Origin of the sequence: Chryseobacterium sp. C39-AII1, from assembly GCF_039672645.1 — a bacterium.
In the GTDB taxonomy this organism is placed as follows: Bacteria; Bacteroidota; Bacteroidia; order Flavobacteriales; family Weeksellaceae; genus Chryseobacterium.
The window spans coordinates 48818-74356 of sequence record NZ_JBDFPQ010000014.1 but is presented as its reverse complement, the minus strand read 5'-3'; the positions used below and the strand labels follow the sequence as shown (position 1 = coordinate 74356).

Annotated in this window: 18 protein-coding genes and 1 riboswitch; of the genes, 5 read left to right on the top strand and 13 right to left on the bottom strand. The window is 35.8% G+C overall.

All coding sequences use genetic code 11. From position 1 onward, the window contains the following. Positions 1–112: 112 nt before the first annotated feature. From ABEG63_RS17740 to ABEG63_RS17720, 5 genes are all read right to left on the bottom strand, one after another. The gene (locus tag ABEG63_RS17740; RefSeq protein ID WP_346586582.1) at positions 113–799 is read right to left on the bottom strand and encodes a hypothetical protein; all 687 of its coding nucleotides are present in this window, start codon (positions 797–799) and stop codon (positions 113–115) included. A 75-nt stretch (positions 800–874) separates the two neighbouring features. Continuing rightward, positions 875–1960: a peptide chain release factor 1 gene (prfA, locus tag ABEG63_RS17735; protein WP_346586581.1), complete on the bottom strand. Its 1086-nt coding sequence runs from the start codon at positions 1958–1960 to the stop codon at positions 875–877. Between the two features lie 550 nt (positions 1961–2510). Next, a complete protein-coding gene (locus tag ABEG63_RS17730) occupies positions 2511–3803 on the bottom strand; it encodes an amino acid permease (protein ID WP_346586579.1) in 1293 nt (430 codons plus the stop codon). A 4-nt stretch (positions 3804–3807) separates the two neighbouring features. Next, positions 3808–6372, bottom strand: coding sequence for a TonB-dependent receptor (locus ABEG63_RS17725; RefSeq protein WP_346586577.1), 2565 nt, complete (start codon positions 6370–6372; stop codon positions 3808–3810). A gap of 95 nt (positions 6373–6467) precedes the next feature. Continuing rightward, positions 6468–6574: riboswitch (SAM riboswitch) on the bottom strand. Between the two features lie 376 nt (positions 6575–6950). Continuing rightward, positions 6951–9788: an alpha-amylase family glycosyl hydrolase gene (locus tag ABEG63_RS17720; RefSeq protein WP_346586576.1), complete on the bottom strand. Its 2838-nt coding sequence runs from the start codon at positions 9786–9788 to the stop codon at positions 6951–6953. Positions 9789–10039: 251 nt separating this feature from the next. On the opposite strand from ABEG63_RS17720, the gene ABEG63_RS17715 reads away from it, so the two are divergent. Both ABEG63_RS17715 and ABEG63_RS17710 read left to right on the top strand, forming a co-directional pair. Next, entirely contained in the window at positions 10040–11056 is a 1017-nt protein-coding gene (locus ABEG63_RS17715; protein ID WP_346586574.1) for an alpha/beta hydrolase, read from the top strand. 299 nt (positions 11057–11355) lie between these two features. Then, positions 11356–11787: an organic hydroperoxide resistance protein gene (locus ABEG63_RS17710; RefSeq protein WP_346586573.1), complete on the top strand. Its 432-nt coding sequence runs from the start codon at positions 11356–11358 to the stop codon at positions 11785–11787. A 141-nt stretch (positions 11788–11928) separates the two neighbouring features. On the opposite strand, the gene ABEG63_RS17705 is transcribed toward ABEG63_RS17710, so the two are convergent. Continuing rightward, complete coding sequence (locus tag ABEG63_RS17705) at positions 11929–14016, bottom strand: T9SS type A sorting domain-containing protein (RefSeq protein ID WP_346586572.1); 2088 nt, start codon at positions 14014–14016, stop codon at positions 11929–11931. Positions 14017–14164: 148 nt separating this feature from the next. Here ABEG63_RS17705 and ABEG63_RS17700 point away from each other — a divergent pair, with 148 nt between their 5' ends. After that, on the top strand, positions 14165–15031 hold the full coding sequence (locus ABEG63_RS17700; protein ID WP_346586570.1) for an AraC family transcriptional regulator: 867 nt from the start codon (positions 14165–14167) through the stop codon (positions 15029–15031). Between the two features lie 99 nt (positions 15032–15130). Here ABEG63_RS17700 and ABEG63_RS17695 read toward each other — a convergent pair whose 3' ends face one another. Together ABEG63_RS17695 and ABEG63_RS17690 are read right to left on the bottom strand one after the other, a co-directional pair. Continuing rightward, positions 15131–15427: a hypothetical protein gene (locus ABEG63_RS17695; RefSeq protein WP_346586568.1), complete on the bottom strand. Its 297-nt coding sequence runs from the start codon at positions 15425–15427 to the stop codon at positions 15131–15133. 172 nt (positions 15428–15599) lie between these two features. Continuing rightward, positions 15600–17207 (bottom strand): fumarate hydratase, encoded by a 1608-nt coding sequence (locus ABEG63_RS17690; RefSeq protein WP_346586566.1) that lies wholly within the window; start codon positions 17205–17207, stop codon positions 15600–15602. 201 nt (positions 17208–17408) lie between these two features. On the opposite strand from ABEG63_RS17690, the gene fumC reads away from it, so the two are divergent. Together fumC and ABEG63_RS17680 are read left to right on the top strand one after the other, a co-directional pair. Next, the gene (gene fumC, locus ABEG63_RS17685) at positions 17409–18803 is read left to right on the top strand and encodes a class II fumarate hydratase (protein WP_346586564.1); all 1395 of its coding nucleotides are present in this window, start codon (positions 17409–17411) and stop codon (positions 18801–18803) included. Between the two features lie 220 nt (positions 18804–19023). Then, the gene (locus tag ABEG63_RS17680; protein WP_267404743.1) at positions 19024–19218 is read left to right on the top strand and encodes a hypothetical protein; all 195 of its coding nucleotides are present in this window, start codon (positions 19024–19026) and stop codon (positions 19216–19218) included. Between the two features lie 68 nt (positions 19219–19286). On the opposite strand, the gene ABEG63_RS17675 is transcribed toward ABEG63_RS17680, so the two are convergent. The 5 genes from ABEG63_RS17675 to coaBC all read right to left on the bottom strand — a co-directional run bounded on the left by ABEG63_RS17675 (position 19287) and on the right by coaBC (position 25456). Next, the gene (locus ABEG63_RS17675) at positions 19287–20006 is read right to left on the bottom strand and encodes an ABC transporter ATP-binding protein (protein WP_312390394.1); all 720 of its coding nucleotides are present in this window, start codon (positions 20004–20006) and stop codon (positions 19287–19289) included. A 4-nt stretch (positions 20007–20010) separates the two neighbouring features. After that, on the bottom strand, positions 20011–21477 hold the full coding sequence (locus ABEG63_RS17670) for a DUF5687 family protein (RefSeq protein WP_346586562.1): 1467 nt from the start codon (positions 21475–21477) through the stop codon (positions 20011–20013). Positions 21478–21605: 128 nt separating this feature from the next. After that, complete coding sequence (locus ABEG63_RS17665; RefSeq protein WP_346586560.1) at positions 21606–23255, bottom strand: DNA repair protein RecN; 1650 nt, start codon at positions 23253–23255, stop codon at positions 21606–21608. A gap of 55 nt (positions 23256–23310) precedes the next feature. Beyond that, positions 23311–24216 (bottom strand): DUF4835 family protein, encoded by a 906-nt coding sequence (locus tag ABEG63_RS17660; protein ID WP_267404754.1) that lies wholly within the window; start codon positions 24214–24216, stop codon positions 23311–23313. 37 nt (positions 24217–24253) lie between these two features. Then, on the bottom strand, positions 24254–25456 hold the full coding sequence (gene coaBC, locus ABEG63_RS17655; RefSeq protein ID WP_346586558.1) for a bifunctional phosphopantothenoylcysteine decarboxylase/phosphopantothenate--cysteine ligase CoaBC: 1203 nt from the start codon (positions 25454–25456) through the stop codon (positions 24254–24256). Between the last annotated feature and the right edge of the window lie 83 nt (positions 25457–25539).

Below are 25539 nucleotides of genomic sequence, written 5' to 3'. Positions count from 1 at the left end.
AAAACGCCAGCCGTTAATAAAATAGGTCTAAAATTCATTGCGAACGATTTTCTCAAAAATACGCAAACTATCGGAAATAAAAAAAGCTACTGAAAACAGCAGCTCATTTTATTTAAGGTTTTATTTTGTTTGAATTAAAATTTTGAAAATAGAAATTATTCAGCTTCCACAACAATTCCTGAGGGCCTCCATTCCAGTAATAAACTTTATCATTTTTATAAATCTGATATAGATTAAATTTTTCCGAAAGAGAAAATTCTTTATTGGCACTCAATAATTGATTCGTTATATCTTTCAAGTAGATTTTCAATTCTTTAGCGCTGATTTTCTTTCCATTTTTAAGATCAATATTAGATTTATTTTCAGGAATTTTTACCATCACCTCATAATAAACTTCAGAAATATCCTGACTTTGAGAATAGTCATTTCGCATCGTTTCCATATTTTTAATAGTGTAACGCGCAGATTTAAATCTATCAAAAAGTGCATTGAAGTAATTTTTAACATCCGGCTCGCATTCTTTAGCTACATTTTCCGAAAATCCGGATAGAAACAGATTGGTCAGTCCTTTCAGTTCTTCATGATAGGCAGTTTTCATATCAACTTTATAGAGACCTTCCTCGCCAATAAAATTTTTAAGATAATCATTAAGTTCTACTAATGACTGATCGTTGTGCTTTACAAAAGCATTAAAATACAAATCAAATACTTTGTCAGGCTTTAAAACATTCGTCTGTGCCCTCAGATTCTGAACACAGATCAGTACTGTAAGTAACAGCACATTTTTGATCCATCCCATAGTTTATATTAATTCTCAGTGTTTAAGCAAAAAAAAGCTCTTGAATCTCAAGAGCATTATAAGTGTAATTTTCTTTTAAAAGTTTTCTTCTTCTCCTTTCATTTTTTCGGCATTTTCTGCCATGATTACAGCATCAATCATTTCAGAAATATCGCCATTCATGTACGCATCTAAGTTGTACATAGACTTGTTGATTCTATGATCGGTAACTCTTCCTTGCGGATAGTTATAGGTTTTGATCTTTGCAGAACGGTCTCCCGTAGAAACCATTGATTTACGTTGTGCAGCAATATCTCCCTGCACTTTCTGCAATTCGATATCATACAATTTTGTTCTCAACATTTCCATTGCTAGTTCACGGTTGGCTAACTGAGAACGTGCCTGCTGACAAACAACTACCAAGCCTGAAGGTTTGTGCGTTAACTGAACTTTTGTTTCAACCTTGTTAACGTTCTGACCACCAGCCCCACCTGAACGTGAAGTCTGCATTTCGATATCGGCAGGATTCAATTCAAAATCTACTTCTTCAGCTTCCGGAAGAACGGCAATTGTGATTGCAGAAGTGTGAACTCTACCTTGAGATTCCGTTTCAGGAACACGCTGCACACGGTGAACTCCGGATTCGAATTTCATCACCCCGTACACGCCTTCGCCTTCCACTTTCATGATGAGTTCTTTATATCCTTTTGCTGCTTCGTTAGAATCGGTTACTTCATGTCTCCAGCCTTTCGTTTTGAAATACATGGTGTACATTCTGTATACGTCTTCCACGAAAATTGCGGCTTCATCTCCACCTGTTCCTGCACGAAGTTCCACAATAACGTTTTTATCATCTGCAGGATCTTTAGGAATTAATAATACTTTTAATTCTTCCTCCAACCCAGGAATTTTTTCCAACGCTTCGTTTTTCTCGATTTTTGCCAGTTCTACGAAATCCTTATCAGATCCGTCGGCAATAATTTCGTCAGATTCCTCAATAGTATCCAACGCTCCTTTATATTGATCGTAAACTCTTACAATTTTCCCCAAATCGCTATATTCTTTGTTCAAAGAAGAATATCTTTTTTGGTCTGAAATTACATCAGGCTGTATAATAAGGTCTGCCACCTCATTATATCTTTGTTTTATAGCTTCTAATTTTGGAATTAATGATTTAGACATTATGAAAATTTTGTGGCTGCAAAGATACGGATTATTAATTCAAAACTCAATAACCCATCGCATTACATTATTCTTTCCCTTAAATTTTAGCAGTTTGTCATTCAGAACGAAGCGAAAGCGTAGTGAAGAATCTGTGTTAACGCGAGGTTCGCTAAGTTTTTATTTGAAATTATTGAGAATATTTTTTGTTCGCAAGGGCGTTTCACTCAGCAAATGACAGATAACTTTTAATTATTTATATGAAAAAAATCAACAGTTTTTTTGTCATTCTGGGAGAATCTAGGCTACATTATTATTTATATTGTCCTTTTGTCTTGAAACAAAAGAACGAAAAATTCAAGACTTGGAATCTGAATGCTAAAAATTAAAATTTAATCCTAAAATTCCCAAAACTTGCACGAATTCAAAATTAGTTCTTCGGTTCTGCATTTGTCTCGCGCTTCAAACAGTGGGAATTTTTTAACGGCTTAAATTTTAATTTTCTTAACGCTTCAGTTTCCTATGTCGATTTTAGGAACGTTAAAATTAAAAATCTACCCCATCCTCAAAATCAGCGAGATAGTTTTCTATCAATCAAATACAAAACAATTCCCAACGCTACAATTCCCAGTCCGATCAAACTTTCTTTAGGATTATGAATAAATGTGAAATACAAAATATACACGCTAAACAACAGAAAAACCGTTGGGAAAACGTAGAATAGGTTTGATTTAAATATTTTTCTATCTTCTTTTTTAATAAAATATGACGTAGAAATCGCCAAACTGGCAAACAACTGAAGAATGAAAGCCGTGTACACGAAAATTTCTTTGAAGCTCCCTGTCAGAATAATTAAAGTCGCAATCACCGCATGAGCGAAAATAGCCCGAACAGGAATTCCTTTTTGATTTCCGACCGACAATGATTTCCAAAGTTTATTTTCTTTAGCAAAAGCCTGAGTCAATCTCGAACCTACCCATAAATAACCACTGATGGTAGCAATTAACTGTAAAGCAATAAAAACATTGACTACTTTTCCGAAGGTATTTCCGAGCATATTATTCGCCACTTCACCCATTACATCTTCTTTTCCTGCCATTTGGGCTACAGGCGCGTGTTTCAGCATAATAAAATTCACCAAAAGATAGCAAACGGTTACGAAAACTGTTCCTACAATTAATGATTTTGGAAGATTTTTCTGAACATCTTTAATTTCTCCCGCAATATAAGAAGCAGAATTCCAGCCGGTATAAGAATAGGTAACAAAGACCAAAGACGTTGCAAAAGCAGGCAGCATCATTTCTTTTTTCCAGGAATCATCGAACAGAAGGCTGCTCCCGACACTTTCCGAATTTGAAAGAAAAACACCTAACGCAATTAAAATTATGATAAAAGCGATTTTAATGAACGTAAAAAAGTTATGAAACTTGCTCGACGTTTTTAAACTAAACGACAGAGAAGCCGCCACGAGAAAAATAATCCCGATGGCAAAGCCATTTCCGAAAGAAAATTGAAATGCTGAAAGGTATTTCGACATCGCCAAAGCCGCCAATGCCACCGGAGAAGAAAAACCGATAATCAGGGAAATCCAGCTTACTAAATATCCCAAAATTGGATGATAAGTTTCTTTCAAATAAATAAAATCCCCACCGTTTCCTTTGAAATAAGAACCCAATTCGGCATAACAAAAAGCTCCGAAAAGCGCTAAAATTCCTCCAATGATCCAAAGGAGGAATATGCTGTATGTATTCGTAATATCTGACAGCTGAAAACCCAACGTTGTAAAAATCCCTGTTCCGATCATATTCGAAACAACAATGGCAACTGCCGTTTTCCAGCCGATCTGATGTGACGTTGAATTCATTTAATTAAAATGTAAAATTAAGCCTTCCGAAGAAATAATTCCCCAATGTCCCCATCTGAACCGGAGCATATTTGAAAACACCATAATACGAATTTTCGTAGCTCTGAAGATCCGGAAAAACATCAAATAAATTATTCGCACCCACCGTAAGATTGATACTTTTGGTCAAATCATAACCTACACTGATATCGGTTACCACTTTTGGTGAAAATTTCTGTACGCCGCCGAAAGGATATCCATCTCTTGTTACCTGACCAAAATATGTATTTCTTACGAGAAAATTGAGTTTACCGATTCCATAATTCAAGCCTAATGTCGCTTTTGTTTTGGGCGATAAGGTTTCGATGATATTGATCTGATCCGGTCCGAAAAATTCGTCCTGCGGTGTTTGTAATCCTTGCGGAAAATGAAAATCGGTGATCTTTGTTTCCGTATAATTTCCTGCAAGATTGATATTCAGATTTCCGCCGCCTAATCTCCAGTCATAAGAAACGACCAAATCTACTCCTTTCGTTTCGGTATCGATGGCGTTGGCAAAAAACCGGGCACTTTCCACTTCATTTCCTTTGCCTACGACAGCGGGATCTTGCAATCTGTCGTCTGTAATATTACTCGTGATCACAATTCTGTCTTTCACGCCGATCCAATATCCATCTAGTGTAATAAATAATCCTTTTGCAGGTTTTAAGGTAAATCCAACACTTCCGTTGACAGATGTTTCCTGTTTTAATTTATCAAATCCAAGAACTTCAGCCGCTTTACTGTCATTGTTGAAAATTCCTTTTTTCACAATTCCGACTCCTGAGGTTGAAATATCTGCATAAGAATTATTGAAATATTGCTGTTGCAAAGATGGCGCGCGGAAACCTGTTCCTACTGCTCCACGAATCGCAAAGTTTTTAATGAATTCATATCGAAGAGCCAATTTACCATTCAGCGTATTTCCAAAATCTGAATAATTTTCAAACCTCAACGCTGCATCGATATTTAATTTTTTAGCTAAATCATAAGAAACATCTGCGTAGACCGCCGTAGAATGCCTTGATTTGGTTAAAGCATTGTCTGTCGAAAACCCGGTGAATGATTGCGCACCACCCGCCCCGACAACATTGGCTTCCGGAGTGGTTGGCGTTACAATGTTTCCAAAAATATCATATCTGGCGTAAGAAGCTTCTTCGCCGGCTTTAATATCATATTGTTCAAATCTGAATTCTCCTCCAAAAGCAAAATTGAAATTTTTAACACTTTTAGACACATCAAGATTGACGGTATTTTGAAGAAAACTATGAGCACCCGCGTAAAAACTCGTAGGTGAATTCGCTCCTAATGAAGCATTTAACGTGTTATCCACATTGTATTTAAAAGTATTGCTTCCGAACGTATTGCTGAGATCAAACTGCCAGTCGTTCAAATTATATTTCGCTCCAACTGCGTAAGAAATATCGTACACCTGAGAATTTAAAACCGCCTGAAAACCGTTGGGATAAATGGAATATACATTATTTGAAGTCTCACTCGGAAGCCTTCTAAAGCCATAACCCTGACCTTCTTTTATGCTGAAACCTCCGAATGAATAAATTTTAAAATGATCATTAAAAGGATATTCAGCATTCACAAATAACTGGGCTTGTTTAATTCTGGCATCGCCAATTTGGAAATTGAAATCGTCGCGGGACAAACCGTTTTTAGCAATCATCGCCTCATCGTATGCTCTGGAAATCTGAGCTCCTGTTCCTCCATCTGCAGGATCAGCAAATTGATAAGCAAAATAATTCCCATAATTTCCTGAAGCAATTGGAGAAACATTTGATAATGTAAGTCCGTTTGCTGAAATTACTCCATTATTATTAACAACATTTAAATTAGACTGATCATAAATTATCAAATCGTGATTCTGCGTTCTCGTTGTTTTTCCTCTCTGATTAAGCTGAAGAGATAAATTAATAAAGCTTTCCTCTTTACCTAGAGAAGTTCCGTAATTAACTCCTGCCTGATACGTTTCACCGTCGCCTCTTCCTGTAATTCCATAATTCAGTGTGGCAGAAGCGCCGATATCTTTTTTAAGAATAATGTTGATAACTCCGGCAATGGCATCCGAACCATATTGAGCCGCCGCACCATCTCGCAACACTTCAATCTTTTCAATGGCAATCACAGGAATCGCGCTTAAATCAGTTCCGACAGAACCATTTCCGACGGTATTTTGATAATTGACCAAAGAAGTCGTGTGCCTTCTTTTTCCGTTAACCAAAACCAGAACCTGATCTGGCCCCATTCCTCTTAAAGTAACAGGATCAATATGCTCGGTTCCATCAGATGCCGACTGTCTTACCGAATTAAAAGACGGAATGACATAATTTAATAAATCCTGAACGGTAATTTGCGGTGAAGATTTCTGTATCTTTTCGATATTAATGATATCTACCGGAACCGGAGTTTCCAGTTTTGTTCTTTTGGTATTTCGGTTACCCACGATAACCACATCTTCAATCTGTTTTTCCCTTTCCTGTTCCTGCGCAGAGATCATAATCGCGCCAAGCAATAATACAGAGAGGCTAAGCTTTTTCATCTTTTGTTTTTTGCAAAATTAATAATAAAACCGAACGGACAACATCCGCCAACAAAGACCGTCAAGAAAATGGAATAATATTTAGAATATTGTTTCACTTATCTTCCCCCAAATTGGGTTGGAATTAGCACCATTACCTGTTAAGAAAAGTCGGTTGCTAAGGTTTCACAGGGCCAAATCCCTCCACCTTTCTTGATAAATCTAGTGCAAAGGTAGACTATTAATTTTACATGGCAAAAACTTGTAATTATTCCATTAAAATTGGTTTTTCCACAATTGTGAATAAGATGTGGAAAACGTATTAATTAGCTATTGGCAAGGTGTTAGAAGCATATTAGTAAGCATAAAATAACTCTTAATAATTCTGTGGATAAAATATGAATAAGCCGTTCATAAGCTATTAGCAAGATATGAATAACTTCACTTATCAGCAGTGGTGAACTTGTGAATAACCTATTGATAAAGTCTTAACAACGCGTTTATAAACCTACTTTTCAACGTGGATAATATAGTAATTAACAAAAAAAAGAGGTCACTTTCCTGACCTCTTTTAGATTAATAACAGACTTATCCACACGTTATTTCACTATCATTTTTTGAATCGAAATACCCGTATCTGATTTTAAATGAACCAAATACGCTCCTGAAGGATAACCTACCTTCATCTCATGCGTTCCGTTTTCCTGAGTAAGTTTAAATGAATCCATCAACTTACCTGTCATGTCATAGATGAAAATCTGCCCGTTCTTCGCTTTGTTATACACCAATTTGATAAAACCATCCTTCACAGGGTTATCAGCAATCTGAAGCAGCAATCTTTGAGAAGCACCTGCATCGATTGTGGATAAACTTCCCGTATAGTTTCCAAATATTCTAAATTCACCCGGCTGAAGCGTTATCGGAGCCGTTGTGGAAGTAACATTCATAATGGTATTATCCATCAAATTTTTCCAGTCTCCAACATAAGGAAAATACGGAACCACACTTTTCGCCGTTGTATTATAATTTGCCAATACGACCACATTTTTCATTTCATTGTTTGTCAGAAGATTATCATAAACGTAAATTCTCGTTATCAAGCCATCCGGATCATTCGTCAAATTATTAGATTCTACTGTATAAGTTTTTGATTTGAAAACAGGATATGTATTTCTAATGTTGATAATTTTAGCCCAAATATCATAAACCGCCTTTCTATTGACACTTGTATCATAGTTTAAAGTAAATGCAATTGGTTTTTCATCGGTTCTGCAACCATTGTTGATAGATCCGTCTGCGCATCTGTTGATGCTGAATTCATACCCCAATTCACCAAACTGCCAGATCATTTTGGGACCAGGAATTGTAAAGAATGTAGCTCCAAAAGTTTTCATTCTATCAAGTGCCGTATTTAAGTTTTTAACATCATAAGAACCATTCACCGCACCATAGGCAAGATTTTTAAACATCAATCTTTCCTCATCATGACTTTCCCCATATCCAACCGCTCTCATTTGCGAAAAACCATGAAGCTCATGATCCATTCTGTCGAAATTGCTATTTTCCTTATAACCCATCGTATTTTGGTTATAAGAACCATTCTGATTATTCCACATCATTACACCCTTACCTTCCGATGCCTTATAATTAGCCCATTGCTGCTCTTCCTGATCGGTTCCCAAATGCTCAAAAATCATATAAGAATTCGGATCCAGCGCCCATTGTTTATCAGCATAATCTTTAAGAATATCCACTCTGTCCTGCTGATAAGCATTGGTACAGTTTTCATCATTTTCAGAACAGTTTTGAGTGAACCCTTTAGTCAAATCCCAACGGAATCCATCGATTTTATATTCAGTTAACCATTGCTGCAATGTTCTTTCAACGTAATATTTAGTCGAAGGACTTGTGTGGTTAAAATCATTAAATACATTATAAGAATGTTTTGGAACCGTATTAAAATAAGGATTATTAGCAGCCACATCTCCATAGCCGTCGCCATCAGGATCAACATTCCAAAGCCTTACCAACGGAGAGCGACCCGTTGCATGATTGAAAGCAACATCCAGAATCACTGCAATTCCGTTCTGATGACAAACATCTACAAATTCCTTGAATTTTTCCGGCGTTCCATACGCTTTATCTAAAGCATAATGAAAAGACGTATTGTATCCCCAAGACAGGTTTCCATCAAATTCCATAATAGGAAGCAGCTCGATTGCATTAATATTCAATCCTTTCAAATAAGGAATTTTAGCAATTAAAGACTGCCAGTTTTTTTCCTGAGTAAAATCTCTTAGCAACAATTCATATACCACAAGATCTTCCTTTGCGGGACGCTGAAAATTAGTCATTTGCCAGTTGTAAGCCGTTTGACCTGTTTTAAACATTGAAACCTCAAAATCCTGTCCAGCAGGGAATATTGGTAAGTTCGGATAAGTAGTAGCCGAAATCCACTGATCGTCATAAGAAGATAAAATCTGTGGTGAATAAGGATCGGCCACTTTTTTCAAATCATTAGTTCTATACTGGAAAGTATACAGTTGCTGAGGAGTCAGCCCGTTTAATTCAATCCAGTATAGATCAGGATTTGTTGTATCTCTTTTCATTAAATAAGCATCATTTACCGTCCAATTATTGAAACTTCCGATTACGTGAACGAAATTTTTAAATGGCGCATACAAAGCCAATCCCACCTTGGTATTATCTGTAGGGTTGTAATTAATTCCCTGTCTTATCCATCCCGGAATTGCTTCAGAAACCACATTTCTAGGAACTTGTAAAGTAAATGTTGCATTTTTAGATGAAGAACCTTCCGTAGCAATCAATTCCATATTAGCATCTCCCGTCACAGTATAGGTGTAAGAATAGGAATTGAAAGGAGTTGTTGTAGAATTTACAACCGTCCCGTTGGCTTTTAGCTGGAAAGTTGAATTCACATTGGTAGTTGCTGTAATATTGATTGAATTTCCTACAGGAACTGATGTCAAGCTATTTGCAAGTGGGTTGGTAAGATTTAAATTTAAAACTCCAACATTCACAAAACTATCTCCTGTTTGGTGCCCTCCCGTTTTATCTTTTAACAAAAATCCGAATCTTCCGATTCCGGTTCTGTTATAAAAAGTAGTTGGCGTAAAAGTTAAGGAATATGAATCTGTTGCGTTGTTATATACCAACTTGTTCGCATCGCTGGAATCTCCCCATTGTCCGTTTGTAGGGCAATCCTGACTGTTTTGGTAATTAGCATCCAAAGACCAAGTCCAAATATATATCGCGTTATTGGTAACTCCCCAGGCGGCTTCATCGATCTGATCTCCGGGAACTGTTAAGGTAATCTGATCCGTTTCATTGAACGGATTTGGTGTAATTGTATAGTTAATCTGCCCAAAAATCAGAGACATGATAAACAACAATACACCCGAATAAAATTTCTTCATAAAGTTTTAATTTTTTTGTTAGTACTATACTAAAATAATTTATTTTTTAACAAATAATCATATTTCAGTCGGAAAAGACATAACTCAATGCTTAAAATAGTATGCAAATCTTTGTACTTTCAAAATTTATAAAATTCTAAAGCTCAGGTTTGTCTATTTCAAAATACGTATTGTCCGTTTCACCTTGTTTGTAATTTCTCAGCAATCTTTCGCGAACTACTTTTGAATTATAATTTAAAATCTAAAACATTATGTATTCATATTCAAAACCTCAGCAGATTCAGAATATTAAAAAATATTTAGCAAGCGGAATTCTAATTTTACTTTTCAATTTAGGATTATCACTAAACGCTCAACAAAAAACGGAAGGCTCTTTAGGAACTTTAAAGCAGATCAATGCAGGCGTTTTAAACATTGGCTATACAGAAGCAGGACCATCCAAAGGAACTCCGGTTATTCTTCTTCACGGCTGGCCTTACGATATTCACAGTTATGAAGAAGTCGTTCCACAACTTACTGCCAAAGGATATCGTGTAATTACTCCGTATTTACGGGGTTTTGGAACCACCCGCTTCCTTTCTGACAAAACTATGAGAAACGGACAACAGACTGCCGTGGCTTTAGATATTATTGCTTTGATGGATGCTTTAAAAATTGACAAAGCCATTATTGGAGGCTTCGATTGGGGCGCAAGAACCGCCGACGTAATGGCTGCACTTTGGCCGGAACGCGTAAAAGGATTAGTTTCTGTAAGCGGCTATCTAATCACCAATTTAGAAGCCAACAAAAAACCGCTTCCTCCGAATGCAGAATTAGGATGGTGGTATCAATATTACTTTTCTACCGAACGTGGCGAAAAAGGCTATGCAGAAAATACGTATAATTTTAATAATTTGATTTGGAAAACGGCTTCTCCAACTTGGAATTTTGATAAAACAATATACGACAGAACTGCTCAATCTTTCAATAATCCAGATCATGTGGCGATCGTGATGCACAATTACCGTTGGAGATTATCTTTAGCAAAATGTGAAGCACAATATGATAAATTGGAGAAAAAGCTTCAATCAAAACCAAAAATCAATGTTCCGACAATTACGATCAGCAGTGATTTTGACGGAGCCGCTATTGACGGAAAGGCATACGAAGGACAATTTACAGGAAAATATTCTCACAAAATTTTAAATGGAATCGGGCATAATGTTCCACAGGAAGATCCAAAGGCTTTTGCGGATGCGATTGTGGAAGTGGATGGGTATTCGAAATAATTAAAGGTAAAAACAGCCCGCATACATTCAATCAAAAAAAACAATTTTTCTTTTGTCTTAACACAAAAGAAACAAAAAGTCAAGACTTGGAAAATGAATGCTAAAAATTAAAACTTAATCCCAAAAACTTGCGCGAATTCAAAGTTTTTCATCTTAACTAAATTTCTCTCGCGCTTCGAACAGTGGGAATTTTTTAACGGATTAATTTCCAATTTTCTTAACGCTTCATTTTCCGACGTTCATGATGACAAGGATAAATTCATTTCAAAATAAATTTTAATCAATAAAAATCTAAAAAAATGGAAAATACAAACATCATTCAGTCAGAAAAAGTTTTATACACAGGAAAAATACATACAACGGGCGGGAGAGAAGGATTCTCTAAAAGTTCGGATGGTAATTTAGATATAAAATTATCAACACCCGGAGGTTCGGAACCGGGAACCAATCCGGAGCAGCTTTTCGCCGCGGGATGGTCTTCCTGTTTTATCAGCGCTTTAGGAATTGCCGCAAGAAAAAGAAAGATTAAACTTCCTGCTGAAACCGCAGTAGATGCCGAAGTAGATTTATGTTTAAACGATGATACCTACTTTTTGCAAGCCCGATTGAACATTAGCCTTCCAGGAATTGATAATGAAACAGCTCAATTATTAGCCGAAGAAGCGCATCAAAAATGCCCGTATTCAAAAGCGACGAGAGGAAATATCTTGGTTACATTACAAATCTCATAGTCTATTCATTTATATTAAACAAAAACCCGCACTGTGACGAAACAATGCGGGTTTTACTGCAATTTAAAAAATGAACTAGCGCTGACTTTCAGACAAAGGTTTATGGAGCAGACCTTTGAATTCAATCAAACGTTATGACTATTAGTTTTTAACAACTTTTTTCGAAATTTTCTGTCCGTTCTTTAATTTCAATTCAACGATATACACACCGTTTGAAAGTGCTTTCATATCGATTTGATTGTTTGAAATCTGAACTTCTACTTTTTGACCTACCAAATTGTATACAGCTATTGTATCAATGGTAGAATCTGCTTTAATATTTAAAATACCGTTCGTAGGATTTGGATAAACACCGATGGTGGATGCATTTAACCTTACATCAACAGTACCTAATTGTGTAAAATCTTTGATACATCTTACAGCTTCTCCCTGACCTCTTGGTGCTCCGGAAGTTGGCTGTGCATTCCCTGTTCCGATATATAAAAACTTACCACCTGAAGTCGCCGTATCTGAACTCCAGTAATATCCTCTTTCTCCAACAAAAGTAAATCCTCCTGTTGAGCTGCTTCTGTATCCTCCTGCAGGTAATTTCAAGTAACTGTTAAATGCTGTTGCCGGATTATTAATACCTTCTGCATTTACTGCTGAAACCCACTCTGCTGAAACCGGAAGTCTCCAACCCTGACCTACTTTTTTACAAGGATCTGCACTCACTGCTGAAGTTACATCTGAAGAAGAAGCTGCCGTCCAGGCATCACTAGTAGCATTTGTTGCCCACCATGAAGAACCTGAACCACCAATGATATAAGAACTATTTCCTCCCGTTATTCCTACTGGTGAATTTGGACTAGGCGCTGAATTAGTTGTTGAATTTCTCAACTGGTGACCATCATCCCATCTTCCCCACTGGAATAAATCTCCATAAGAATCTACATCATTAAAAACGGTAGCCACTCTTGTGCTTCCTAAATTTTGCTGGAACCAAACTTTCCCATCTGCACCTCTTACCGTTGTGTAAACAACCTGCTGACCTTGATAAAAGAAAGATACACATCCTAGATCTCCAGGGTTATTTCCAGGATCTGTATTGTTACAAGTTGGAATGGTATTATTACTTGTGATAGAAATTCTTTTCACTTTTGTACCTCCATCTGAATATGCTAAAACCAAATAATTATTAGCCTTATCAATTGCTAAATCATTATAAGTAGCCTGCCCGTCAGAGATAAAATCTCCACCGAATTTTTCCCAAACCTGATTAGCATTTAACTTAAATACTGAATTTTTCAGATAATTATCATTTTCAAAACGGCTTCCCACCACATAAGGCTCTCCTGAAGGCGTAACAGCAATGGCAACGTGCTGCATTCTTCCTTCACTGAAGTATTGATTTCCAACCGCTACCCAAGAAGTTCCATCGAATTTTTTAACATTTAATTTAGTTCCGTTTGCTGAATTGGAAACATAGGCAACATATACATTGTTATTTCCATCAATCGCAATATCCGAAGTATACTGCTCACTTGCCGCAGCACCATCTACAATACTTCCGCCAACTAATTCCCAGTTGTCTGTAGCACTGGCTGTCGTAGAATTTACATAGACTCTTAAACCACTTGATACGTTTGCTGTGTATACTTTATTGTTGGTTCCGATTACCATTTCTGCATACATGGCACCGTTGGAAAAACCTGCGTTCCCAACTTGCTCCCAAGCGCCGTTTACATAACGAGAAACAGTTCCTGAGTTATGATTTCCGAACGTAAATAAAACATTAGAAGGTGAAACTGCCGAAGCATGGTAATTTACAGAGGTATTGGTTGAGTTTGGTAATGAATTCCAAGATGTTCCGTTAAACTGACGAACTTCCATTCCCGAACCTGGATATCCGATCTGATTTGTATAATAAATATTGCCTAAACCGTCTACTGATAAAGAATTATAAAGCGCAGTTCCTGTTGTAATTCCCGCACTTCCTCCTGCATAAGACCAAGTATTTCCGTTAAAAACCTGAACCGAACCTTTTGCTACTGAAGTATCATAATATGAAAGATAATATTTTCCTGCATTATCTACAACCAGATTGTTATAGCTACTTCCTCCGGCCGAAACCGTTGCCACACCTCCTACATTCTCCCATTGCTGAGCGTATGAATATGTACTTGCGAATGCCAAAACACCGAGACCAACCCCGATTTTTTTCATCGCCACGTGTAAATTTCCGAACATAATCAATATTATTTTTATTTATTCTAAATTATATTTAATTTTGCGCAAAATTACTTCTCTTTATTAACCTCAAGTTATCATTTCCAAACTTTTTGTTATCCTATGTGAAGCTTTTATTTTAAAATGTACCACAAAAACCACGCATCGTATGAAGCAAACTAAGAACGGATCTATATTCCAGTCCGATGATATACAAATAGTACTGCATGAAGATTCGTATGCGGAACATTATTTGAAATCGAATTTTATTGAAGGAAAATCGAGCTTCAATCTTCTTTTTTTACTAAGTAACAATATTCACCTGGAAGCCAACGACTGCGGTGCTAATTTTCTTTTTAAGAAAAATCAGTACATTCTTCATTATTCTTCATTAGACAGCTCGGCAGAACTTTGGACGGAAAATCAGGATAGTTTAAAATATTTGCAGATTCAGATTAATTATAATTACATATTCAATCTCATTAATCCGGAAGCCAATAGAGAAAACGCGGAAATCTTGGAGAGTATGATTAAGAATAATTTCATTTTCCTCCATAAAGAAACACCACCGGATATGACGGTAGAAATGCACATGATTTTGAAAGAGATCATCAGCTATTCAAAAAAAGGCGTGATGCAGAAATTGTTTGTGGAAGCCAAAATCATCAAGCTTCTTATTTTGATTTTTGAGCAATTTAATAGTAAAAATGTAATCGATAACACCCCAAAAACATCTTCTATCATCAAAAAATTCATCGATGAAAATTATCATAAAAATATTAAAGCTGAGGAAATCGGAAAGCTGATTGGGATGAATCAGAATAAAATCAGAAAAGAATTCAAGGCACAATATCAGGTGACTGTCAACGATTATATTTCTGAATTGCGAATGCTAAAAGCTAAAAAACTGATCATCAACAAAGATATGATGATTAAAGAAATTGCTATTGAATGCGGATATGAATACGTTCAGAATTTCACAAGAGCCTTCAAAAAGAAATTCGGAGTTTCGCCTGAAAAGCTTCGAACGAATTAAAAAAAAGAAAACCACTTAAAAAATTAAGTGGTTTTGTATATGTTGTTTTGCTTTGATATTACTTCCTCGGAATTCATGTGAGAAAGCAATGACAATCAATTAATGATGTCCGTGACTATCGTGACTGTGGTCATGAATAAAAGGCCCGTGACCTTTAGGCTCGTTGAAGATTACTTCAACACCTTCTTGTTCTGTAAGCAATTTGCTTCTGATATCTTCCGGATCGAAAGGTTTTACTTTACCGAAATACTCTTTTAAACCTTCAGTCAACCACATAGGAATTACCAATCCGAAGAACATGAAAATACACCAGAATCCTACTAGGAACATTGTTACGAAGAAAATCGTCCAAAGGAACTGGTAAAACGGCCAAAATGCTGATAAAATCGTTATCATTCTTTAAAGATTTTAGGCAAAAATAAGGCTTTTTATTGTTTTACACAAAACATACAAGCCCTATTTTGTTATTTATTTTGATTTTAATTAAAAGACTAAAAGGTGATAGACGGATAGATGATAGATTACTCACTCTTTTATCTATTTTCTATTCGTCTATTATCTATCTGTCTTAATGCGCAAGATTGGCAAAGAAATCATTTCCTTTATCATCAGTAATGATGAATGCAGGGAAATCTTTTACCTCGATTTTTCTTACAGCTTCCATTCCTAATTCAGGGAAATCGACTACCTCAACAGACACAATATTGTCTTTTGCCAAAATTGCAGCAGGACCTCCGATTGAACCAATATAGAAACCACCATATTTGTTACACGCGTTGGTAACGTCTGCTGTTCTGTTTCCTTTTGCCAACATCACCATACTTCCGCCGTGGCTTTGGAATTCGTCAACATACACATCCATTCTTCCCGCCGTTGTAGGACCAAAACTTCCTGAAGCCATTCCTTCCGGTGTTTTTGCAGGACCTGCGTAATAGATCGGGTGATTTTTGAAATATTCAGGCATTGGCTGTCCGGCATCTAACAATTCTTTGATTTTTGCGTGAGCAATATCTCTTGCAACGATCAATGTTCCGTTTAATTTTAATCTTGTTTTGATTGGATATTTTGAAAGCTCTGCTAAAATTTCAGACATAGGCTGATTCAGATTAATTTCAACCGCTTCCTCTAAATGTGGCGGAGTTGCAGGTAAAAACCTTTTCGGATCTTGTTCCAGTTGTTCTAAGAAAATACCTTCTTTGGTAATTTTTCCTTTAATATTTCTATCTGCAGAACAAGAAACTCCCATTCCAACCGGACAAGAAGCTGCGTGACGAGGAAGTCTGATTACTCTAACATCGTGTGTTAAATATTTTCCACCAAACTGAGCTCCAATTGCACTTTCCTGGCAAATTTTCTGAACTTTTGCTTCCCATTCCAAGTCTCTGAAAGCCTGTCCAGCCTCATTTCCTTCAGTCGGAAGATTGTCGTAATATTTTGCTGATGCTTTTTTCACTGCCGCTAAATTTGCTTCCGCAGAAGTTCCACCAATAACCAAAGCTAAGTGGTAAGGCGGACAAGCAGCTGTTCCCAAATCTGAAATTTTATCTTTAATGAATTCTTCAAGAGATTTTTCGTTCAATAAAGACTTAGTTTTTTGATAAAGGAAAGTTTTGTTGGCAGAACCTCCTCCTTTTGTTAAGAATAAAAACTCATAATAATCTCCTTTTTTAGCATAAATATCAATCTGCGCCGGAAGGTTTGATCCAGAATTTTTCTCATCAAACATCGTTAAAGGAACCACCTGAGAATATCTTAAATTTCTTTTTTGGTAAGTATTAAAAATTCCTTTACTTAAATATTCACCATCATCAACACCAGTGTAAACATTTTCTCCTTTTTTACCCATCACAATAGCTGTTCCTGTATCTTGGCAAGAAGGTAAAGCGCCTTCCGCAGCCACTGCAGCATTTTGCAATAAATTATAAGCAACGAATCTGTCGTTATCTGTCGCTTCAGGATCGTCGATAATTCTTCTCAAACTTTCAAGGTGCGAAGAACGAAGCATGAAAGAAACATCTGCCATCGCCTCTTCTGCAAGAAGTTCAAGACCTTTCGGATCTACGGTTAAAATTTCTCTGTCTCCCAATTTTTCAACTTTCACATACTCTGAAGTCAATTTCTTATACACCGTATCATCTTTCGTGATCGGATACGGATCCTGATATCTAAATTCCATTCTACTTTTAATTTTTTCGATGCAAAAATACGGCTTACGCAAAAAAACATGAGCAAAATCAGTGATTTAGATTGATATTTATAATGATTATAAATTGCGAGAGTTTTCATTATTGAGTAACTTTAACAATTGAGGCTAAGGTTGAGATTAAGGTTAAAATTCCACTTAAACTTAGCCTAAACCTTTAAAATAAATTTCACAATGAATTACAGAATAGAAAAAGACACCATGGGTGAAGTGCAGGTTCCTGCAGATAAGTTTTGGGGAGCACAAACGGAACGTTCAAGAAACAATTTCAAAATCGGTCCGGAAGGTTCTATGCCACACGAAATTATTGAAGCTTTTGCCTATTTAAAAAAAGCGGCAGCATTCACCAACACTGATTTGGGAGTTCTTCCTGCTGAAAAAAGAGATATGATCGCAAAAGTGTGTGATGAAATCTTAGAAGGAAAATTGAACGATCAGTTTCCTTTGGTCATTTGGCAAACAGGTTCGGGAACGCAATCAAACATGAACGTAAATGAAGTTATTGCCAATCGTTCGCACGTAAATTCTGGCGGAAACTTAGGCGACAAAACCGAAGTTCATCCAAATGATGATGTAAATAAATCTCAATCTTCGAATGATACGTATCCAACCGCAATGCACATTGCAGCGTATAAAAAAGTTGTTGAAACAACAATTCCTGCGGTTGAAAAATTAAGAGATACATTAAAAGAAAAATCAGAAGCATTTAAAAATATTGTAAAAATCGGAAGAACGCATTTGATGGATGCAACTCCACTAACTTTAGGGCAGGAGTTTTCAGGATATGTCGCTCAATTGAATTATGGAATTAAAGCGTTGAAAAACACTTTACCTCACCTTTCAGAATTGGCTTTGGGAGGAACTGCGGTTGGAACAGGCTTGAATACTCCGCAAGGTTACGATGTAAAAGTGGCTGAGTATATTTCAAAATTCACGAATCTTCCTTTTGTAACAGCAGAAAATAAATTTGAAGCTTTGGCAGCTCACGACGCGATTGTAGAATCTCACGGCGCTTTAAAGCAATTAGCTGTTTCATTGTACAAAATTGCTCAGGATGTGAGATTATTGGCTTCTGGACCACGTTCAGGAATCGGGGAAATTCATATTCCGGAAAACGAGCCAGGTTCTTCGATTATGCCTGGAAAAGTAAATCCTACCCAAAACGAAGCAATGACGATGGTTTGTGCTCAGGTTTTAGGAAATGACACAACAATTTCTTTTGCGGGAACGCAGGGAAATTATGAACTGAATGTTTTCAAGCCAGTGATGGCGTACAATTTCTTGCAATCTGCTCAATTGATTGCTGATGCATGTATTTCATTTAATGATCATTGTGCGGTTGGAATCGAGCCAAATCATGAAAGAATCAAAGAATTGGTTGACAAATCTTTGATGTTGGTAACGGCTTTGAACACCCATATCGGTTATGAAAATGCAGCAAAAATTGCAAAAACTGCTCACAAAAATGGTACAACATTGAAAGAAGAAGCTATAAATCTTGGACTTTTAACTGCTGAACAATTTGACGAGTGGGTAAAACCTGAAGATATGGTGGGAAGTTTGAAATAATGTAATGGCTGGAAGATGGAGGCTAGAAGTGGTATGAATATAAATATCAAATTCTGCTCCCAATTTTTCAGAGAAAATAAATGAATAAAACCTTAGAGAAATCTGAGGTTTTTGTTTTTTATAATTAATTGAAATACAATTTTTTAAATAAAACTATTTTCGAATTAAATTTTTTCATAAATTAGTGATATAAATACAAATCATTATGAAACAAATTACTATGAAAAATTTAAAGAAAATCAAGAGACAGAATTTAAAAGAAGTTTTAGGAGGACACACTTGCCCCGGAAACCTGATCCATGTACAATGGAATGGCTACCATGCCTGCTGTATTACACCTCCGCCGGGTGGAAATCCCTGTAACGGAACCGCCTGTCTTATTCCTGTAGATATGTGCGACGGCGGATTGAGCTAAAATGTATAAATAGTTGATAAAAGATTTCAAAAAAGAAAGGTCGGAGAAAATTCTCTGACCTTTTATATTTAACTTAATGCTGGTGATGAAACCTGATCTGCAAAATATTGCTCTAAATCTTTCAATGTTTCCGGATTGGTTTGAATATCTTTTACTAATTTTCCTTTATTCACTACAACAATTCGGTTGCAGACTTCCGTTGTATGCGAAAGATCATGACTGGAAATAAGGAAAGTAACACCTTCCTGTTTTGATAATTCTTTAATTAGATTCTTTAATTTAATTTGCGTTGAAGGATCGAGATTGGCAAAAGGTTCATCAAGAATTATAATTTCAGGATTTCCGATTATCGCGCCAACAATACCAACTTTTTTCTGATTTCCTTTTGAAAGATCACGGATATATTTTCCTGAATTTAAAATTTCACCACTGAAAAGATCATGAAATTGTTTTAGAAATTCGTCTACCGAAGCTTTGTTCTGACCTCTCAGCTCACCAATAAAGTAAAAATATTCCTCAGGCGTAAGATAACCGATCAAGAAAGTATCGTCTACAAAAGCTGAAACTTTACTTTTCCAGGCTTCAGATTCATTGACTTTAATTCCGTCAACACTTACGAAACCCGTTGTTGGTTGGATAAGATCGAGCATCAGACTGAAAAGCGTTGTTTTTCCGGCTCCGTTGTTTCCTACCAATCCGAAAGTTTCTCCTTTAGGAATTTCAAGGTTTTCTATATTTAAAACGGTAGCATTTCCGTATGTTTTAGATAAATTTTGTATTGTGATCATGATATTAAGCTTTATTTTTAAATGCGTCTATAGTACTATATTTTTCCACTTTATAGTGTTTTACAATAATGTCGAAAATTTTCTCTCTCAATAAAAACCCTATCAAACCAATAATTGCAATACTTACAACGCCGGCTGTGATTCCGAAGAAATATTTAGCACCGGCAAAAACTGCCATCGGTAAAAGCATTTTAGGAATGAGTAGAAGTAAAGATTTTAAATTGAAACTATTTTTTTGTCCGAATCTTTTTTCTTTAGAATTAAGATCGATCTGCATTTTATTGTAAGCCCCCGACCATAAGGTAAATTGTGAATTAACTCCGATATTATAAATTCCGGCAGCAAGAAATGTTAAATAAATTTCCCATCCGAAATAAGCATAGCACAGCGCCAACACAATGGAAACCGCAGTTACAATATTCATCAGCCACCATTTTGCCTTGATGTATTCTTTATAAGGAACATTCAAAGTCATCATTAAAGGATAATATGAACTGTCAAACGCAGGAACTCTTTGCCCAAATAAAAACTGAAAGCCTCCCGTTACAAAAAGCCCCATAAACATCATCATCGCCGGCGTTTTATAAACCGAGGAAGAAAACATCAGCATTCCGTAGAACAAGAAAAAGAAACTTCCGATTAAAATACCTTTGGTTACTTTATTTCGTCTCAGCATTTTAATATCGTTGTTGATAAACGTCCCGATAACGCCGTACTTATTAAGAAAAGCGATATTTTCCGTTTTACCGACTTCTTTTTTGACTTCTAAACCTTGATCAAGATAAAAATCTTTAAAAATAGAATTAAATGAAATTTTCCATAAACCAGAAAATAAGCTGATTGCGATCACTACAAAATACGGTCTTTCATAGAAATTATAAAAGAAAGTTTCGGCATACGAAAGTACCGGAACGATATTGTAATATCCTAACGCAACAATTCCCGCGATCAGAATTCCAATTCCGATGGCAATATTTTCTTTCTCATTCAGAAGAATATTGATAAAATTATTCAGGTAAAAGAGTAAAGAAACACCTAAAAACCAAGTCAAGATTCCTAAAAAGCTGAAACCATTCCACAAAGCAATGACTGAAAAAGTGATAAAGAAAAGTGAATTCAGCCAGCTGAAAGGAGATAGAAAAGTTTTGATCAACATATAATTAACCAACGTTTTCTTAGAAATATTCATCGTCAGAAAAGGCTTGATATTCTGCGTCGGCAATTGCTGCATCATGTATTTAAAAATAAGATCCGCCAGCCAGACAACAATTAAAAATCGGGAAACGATCTTCAAAGGATCTAAGTTCAGTTCTTTGTGAATATAATAGTAAGCACCAAATGCTCCGCCCACAAGACAAGCCATAAAATAAAGAATTCCCAATAATCTGAAAATCTTCATGGCAAGATTCATCCCCAACGATGAACCACGAAAAAAACTTTTGATCTCTAAACGTAAGAATTTTACAAACATAGCTCAGTTTTAATCATTAGTTATGATTTTGTGAAATATGTTACAGTTTTCTAATGAAAATCTAGTATTTAAACGAAAAAAAGACCTCTAATCCGAAGTCTTTCTATATTTTAATATGAATTTTTATTTTACCCGATAAGCTCTTTCGCTTGTGCCAAAGCAGCTTCGGTAATTTTGCTTCCTGAAAGCAATTGTGCAATTTCGTTCAGCTTTTCAGCATCGCTTAAAGGAACAATATTAGACTGCGTTTTTCCGGCAATATCCTGTTTTACAACCTTATAGTTATTATTCCCTTTTGCAGCAACTTGGGCCAAGTGAGAAATAACAATCAGCTGCATATCTTTAGACATTTCGCGCATCAGATTTCCGATTTCTTCGGCAACTTTCCCTGAAACACCGGTATCAATTTCATCCAAAATTAAAGTTGGAAGATCGTCACTTTCAGCAATAATTTTCTTCACTGCCAACATGACTCTGGATCTTTCACCTCCTGAAATTGCTGTCTGAATCGGTCTTAAAGGAAAACCTGAATTTGCCTGAAATAACAATTGAATATTTTCTTTTCCGAATGAATTGAATTCTTCAGAATGCTGTAATTCAATATCTACTTTTGCTTTTTCAAGACCTAACTGCTTCAATAATTTTTCGGCTTTCGAAATGAAAACAGGGACACTTTTTTTTCTGTTTTGCGCCAGTTTATCAGCTAAAATCTGTAATGACTTTTCTTTTTTAGCAATATTTTCCTGAATTTCAACAATATATTCTTCCAGCTCAGAAGCTCCTTTTTGTTCACCTGATAATTGATCTCTGAGATCTTTCAATTCATTAATATCAGCAACATTATGTTTAATAAACAAACTGTTGAGCTTATTATTAAGTTCCGTTAAAATCAAAAGATTCGCCGGATTGATCTCTATTTTTTCAGACTCGTTTTCAAGCTCCGAAATAATATCTTTCAATTCAACAAAAGACTGTTCCAGCCTTTCATCAAGCTCCACAAAACCATTGGAAACTTCAGCAATTTTTGAAAGCTTATTTTTTGCTTCATGGAAAAAGGATAAAATCCCGATTTCTTCCTGATGAAACCGCGACAAAACCTGACCGATATTTTCTGAGATCATCTCCGCATTTTCCTGAATAGAAAGCTGATTTTGAAGATCTTCATAATCTACATCATCAAGATTCAGTTCAGTTAATTCGTTCAGTAAAAACTGCTTATAATCACTTTCCTTATTGCTTTCAGCAAGTTGAGTCTGCAATTTTTTAAGCTGAGTTTTTAAACTTTGAAATTCTGAAAATTCAAACTGATAATCTTCAATCAACTTTTTATTTTCTGAAAGTCCATCGATTATTTTAAACTGATATTCAGAAGTAAAAAGATTAGACGTTTCAAATTGAGAATGAATATCAATCAGTTGCGAAGAAAGCTCTTTTAAAATATCAAGCGTTACCGGAACATCATTTATAAATGCCCTCGACTTTCCTGAAGGTAAAATTTCTCTACGGATGATGGTTTGGTGTTCATAATCTAAATCATTCTCAATAAAGAATTTTTTGAACTGATTATTTAAAGCAAATTCCGTTTCTACCACGCTTTTCTCTTCCGATTTTGAGATAGATTTTACGTCTGCCCTTTCGCCCAAAATTAGTCTCAGTGCTCCAAGAATAATAGATTTCCCAGCTCCTGTTTCACCGGTAATAACCTGTAAACCATTGTTTAGTGACACTTCAAGAGTATCAATTAATGCAAAATTTTTAATGTAAATTCTCGATAGCATTGATAAGCAAATTACTTTAGGTATTGCAAATATAAAACTTTAGAATCGTAAAAAATTATTTCCATTTACTCCATCTGGAGTCTGTATTTTTTGGAGAGAACAGCATCATCAACTGTTTCAAACTGGCAATATCGATTCCACCGTTGTTGGTAGAATTAAAGATATTAAAAATCTCATCAGCCTTCGTTACGAGAAAAAGATCGAGGAAATAATTCTGTGCAAAAGAGTTTTCATACATTTTCAACTGCATTAAAGCATCGAAAATAACTTTTTTACCTGGTGCTTGATCCTGATTAAATAAATTATCTAAACCTGCTCTATGATATGAATAATATGAAGAACGCAATTGCGCCATATTGGGATTCATAATCTCTCGAATTAATTGAGATCTGTTTCTGGGTTCGTTTACCTGCTTCCAGCCTTCGTAATTGTTTTGAGACTCTCCGTTTTGCGCGATCTGCTGCGCTTTTTGGAACCATTGAGTTCCTCCCATTGATTGGAAACTGTCTGCATCATATCCTAAAATCACATACACATAAAAACTTATTACATCAATAAGGTTTTTACCGGAAAACTGTCTTTCATTAAATATAAGATTCTCATTTTCAATATATTCAAAAGAAAATCTTTGATCCTGAAGATTAAGTAAAGGAGATTCATAATTGGTATTAAAAACCGGACGAACCGCCTGAATAATAATACTTCCCTTAAACCTATTGGCATCTCTTTCTGCAATTACAATTGCGAAATTACACTTTACTTTTTCGAAATTCTGAAGTCTTTTCCCCGTCCAGCTTGTATTATTGATAAAATCTTTGAGACTTTTCTCCAGCGCTTTAAAAGCCTGTGTATTACTACCCTGCACCTGTTGAGAATTCACCTGAACGGTTGCCAGCAATTCCTGAGAAAAACTTGTAGTATATATAAAAAGTAGTAAAAATAAACTTATAATTTTTTTCATTGTCTTATTAAAAATTGAGAACGGAAATTTATTAAAATTATTTTAAAAGTTGAGTTTCAACGAAATCCAAAATATCTTTCGCCACATCACCCTTCGATTTTAAGTCAAACTCTGTTTTCTCTGTTTTGGTGAATATTTTAATTTTATTAGTATCATTCTTGAAACCCGCCCCGCTATCACGAAGAGAATTCAGAACAATCATATCCAAATTTTTCTTTATCAGTTTACCCTTTGCATTTTCCTCTTCATTTTGAGTTTCTAATGCAAAACCTACTAAAAACTGATGCTTTTTATTTTCGCCCATTGTCTTCAGAATGTCCGGATTTTTCACCAATTCAATCGTCAGATTTTCATCATTTTTTTTGATTTTTTCCTTCGCCACTTCTTTCGGAGCATAATCTGCAACGGCAGCACTCGCAATCGCAATATCTACATTTTCATAAAATTCAAATACTTTGTCGAGCATTTCTTTTGCTGAAGTAACCTTATGTAAATCAACGTTTTTACTATGAATTGTTTGAGAACTCGGTCCCGAAACTAAAATTACCTTCGCTCCTCTTTTAGATGCTTCTTCGGCTAGTGAAAAGCCCATTTTTCCGGATGAATGATTTCCTATAAATCTCACAGGATCAATTGCTTCATACGTTGGTCCAGCAGTAATCAAAACCGTTTTTCCTTCAAGGCTTTTATTTTCATTTGAATTAAAAAAATTTTCTATCGCTTTCGCAATCGTTTCCGGCTCAGCCATTCTTCCTTGCCCAACCAACCCACTCGCCAGTTCGCCACTTTCAGCAGGAATAATAAAATGTCCGAAATCTTCAGCCATTTCTAAGTTTTGCTTTGTTGAAGGATGTTGATACATATCCAAATCCATTGCAGGAGCGATGAAAACAGGGCATTTTGCAGACATATACGTAGCAATGACCAAATTATCACACATTCCGTGCGTCATTTTAGCCAATGTATTTGCGGTGCATGGAGCAATAACAATTACATCTGCCCAAAGCGCCAATTCCACATGACTATTCCAGGTTCCGTTATCACTGTAAAAATCTGAGTACACAGGTTTTTTAGATAATGTTGATAAGCTAAGCTTGGTAACGAAGTTTTCAGCATCGGGCGTCATGATCACCTGAACTTCAGCCCCTCTTTTTATAAAATCTCTTATCAGAAAATGAATTTTATAGGCTGCAATACCTCCGGAAACAGCTATGAGAATCTTTTTCCCTGAAACGCTCATGTAGTTTTAATTTTAGAATACTAAATTACTTATTTTTTCTCAGAACGCGGCTTTATAGAACGATAAAGGTCATAAAAGAAACA

Bases quoted from the DNA above. Each gene is read 5' to 3' on its own strand.
- ABEG63_RS17720 (WP_346586576.1), bottom strand. From the start codon at position 9,788: ATGAAGAAATTTTATTCGGGTGTATTGTTGTTTATCATGTCTCTGATT.
- ABEG63_RS17660 (WP_267404754.1), bottom strand. From the start codon at position 24,216: ATGAAAAAAATTATAAGTTTATTTTTACTACTTTTTATATATACTACA.
- ABEG63_RS17695 (WP_346586568.1), bottom strand. From the start codon at position 15,427: ATGATAACGATTTTATCAGCATTTTGGCCGTTTTACCAGTTCCTTTGG.
- ABEG63_RS17710 (WP_346586573.1), top strand. From the start codon at position 11,356: ATGGAAAATACAAACATCATTCAGTCAGAAAAAGTTTTATACACAGGA.
- ABEG63_RS17715 (WP_346586574.1), top strand. From the start codon at position 10,040: ATGTATTCATATTCAAAACCTCAGCAGATTCAGAATATTAAAAAATAT.
- ABEG63_RS17730 (WP_346586579.1), bottom strand. From the start codon at position 3,803: ATGAATTCAACGTCACATCAGATCGGCTGGAAAACGGCAGTTGCCATT.
- fumC (WP_346586564.1), top strand. From the start codon at position 17,409: ATGAATTACAGAATAGAAAAAGACACCATGGGTGAAGTGCAGGTTCCT.
- ABEG63_RS17670 (WP_346586562.1), bottom strand. From the start codon at position 21,477: ATGTTTGTAAAATTCTTACGTTTAGAGATCAAAAGTTTTTTTCGTGGT.
- ABEG63_RS17740 (WP_346586582.1), bottom strand. From the start codon at position 799: ATGGGATGGATCAAAAATGTGCTGTTACTTACAGTACTGATCTGTGTT.
- ABEG63_RS17665 (WP_346586560.1), bottom strand. From the start codon at position 23,255: ATGCTATCGAGAATTTACATTAAAAATTTTGCATTAATTGATACTCTT.
- ABEG63_RS17705 (WP_346586572.1), bottom strand. From the start codon at position 14,016: ATGTTCGGAAATTTACACGTGGCGATGAAAAAAATCGGGGTTGGTCTC.
- ABEG63_RS17680 (WP_267404743.1), top strand. From the start codon at position 19,024: ATGAAAAATTTAAAGAAAATCAAGAGACAGAATTTAAAAGAAGTTTTA.
- prfA (WP_346586581.1), bottom strand. From the start codon at position 1,960: ATGTCTAAATCATTAATTCCAAAATTAGAAGCTATAAAACAAAGATAT.
- ABEG63_RS17690 (WP_346586566.1), bottom strand. From the start codon at position 17,207: ATGGAATTTAGATATCAGGATCCGTATCCGATCACGAAAGATGATACG.
- coaBC (WP_346586558.1), bottom strand. From the start codon at position 25,456: ATGAGCGTTTCAGGGAAAAAGATTCTCATAGCTGTTTCCGGAGGTATT.
- ABEG63_RS17675 (WP_312390394.1), bottom strand. From the start codon at position 20,006: ATGATCACAATACAAAATTTATCTAAAACATACGGAAATGCTACCGTT.
- ABEG63_RS17725 (WP_346586577.1), bottom strand. From the start codon at position 6,372: ATGAAAAAGCTTAGCCTCTCTGTATTATTGCTTGGCGCGATTATGATC.
- ABEG63_RS17700 (WP_346586570.1), top strand. From the start codon at position 14,165: ATGAAGCAAACTAAGAACGGATCTATATTCCAGTCCGATGATATACAA.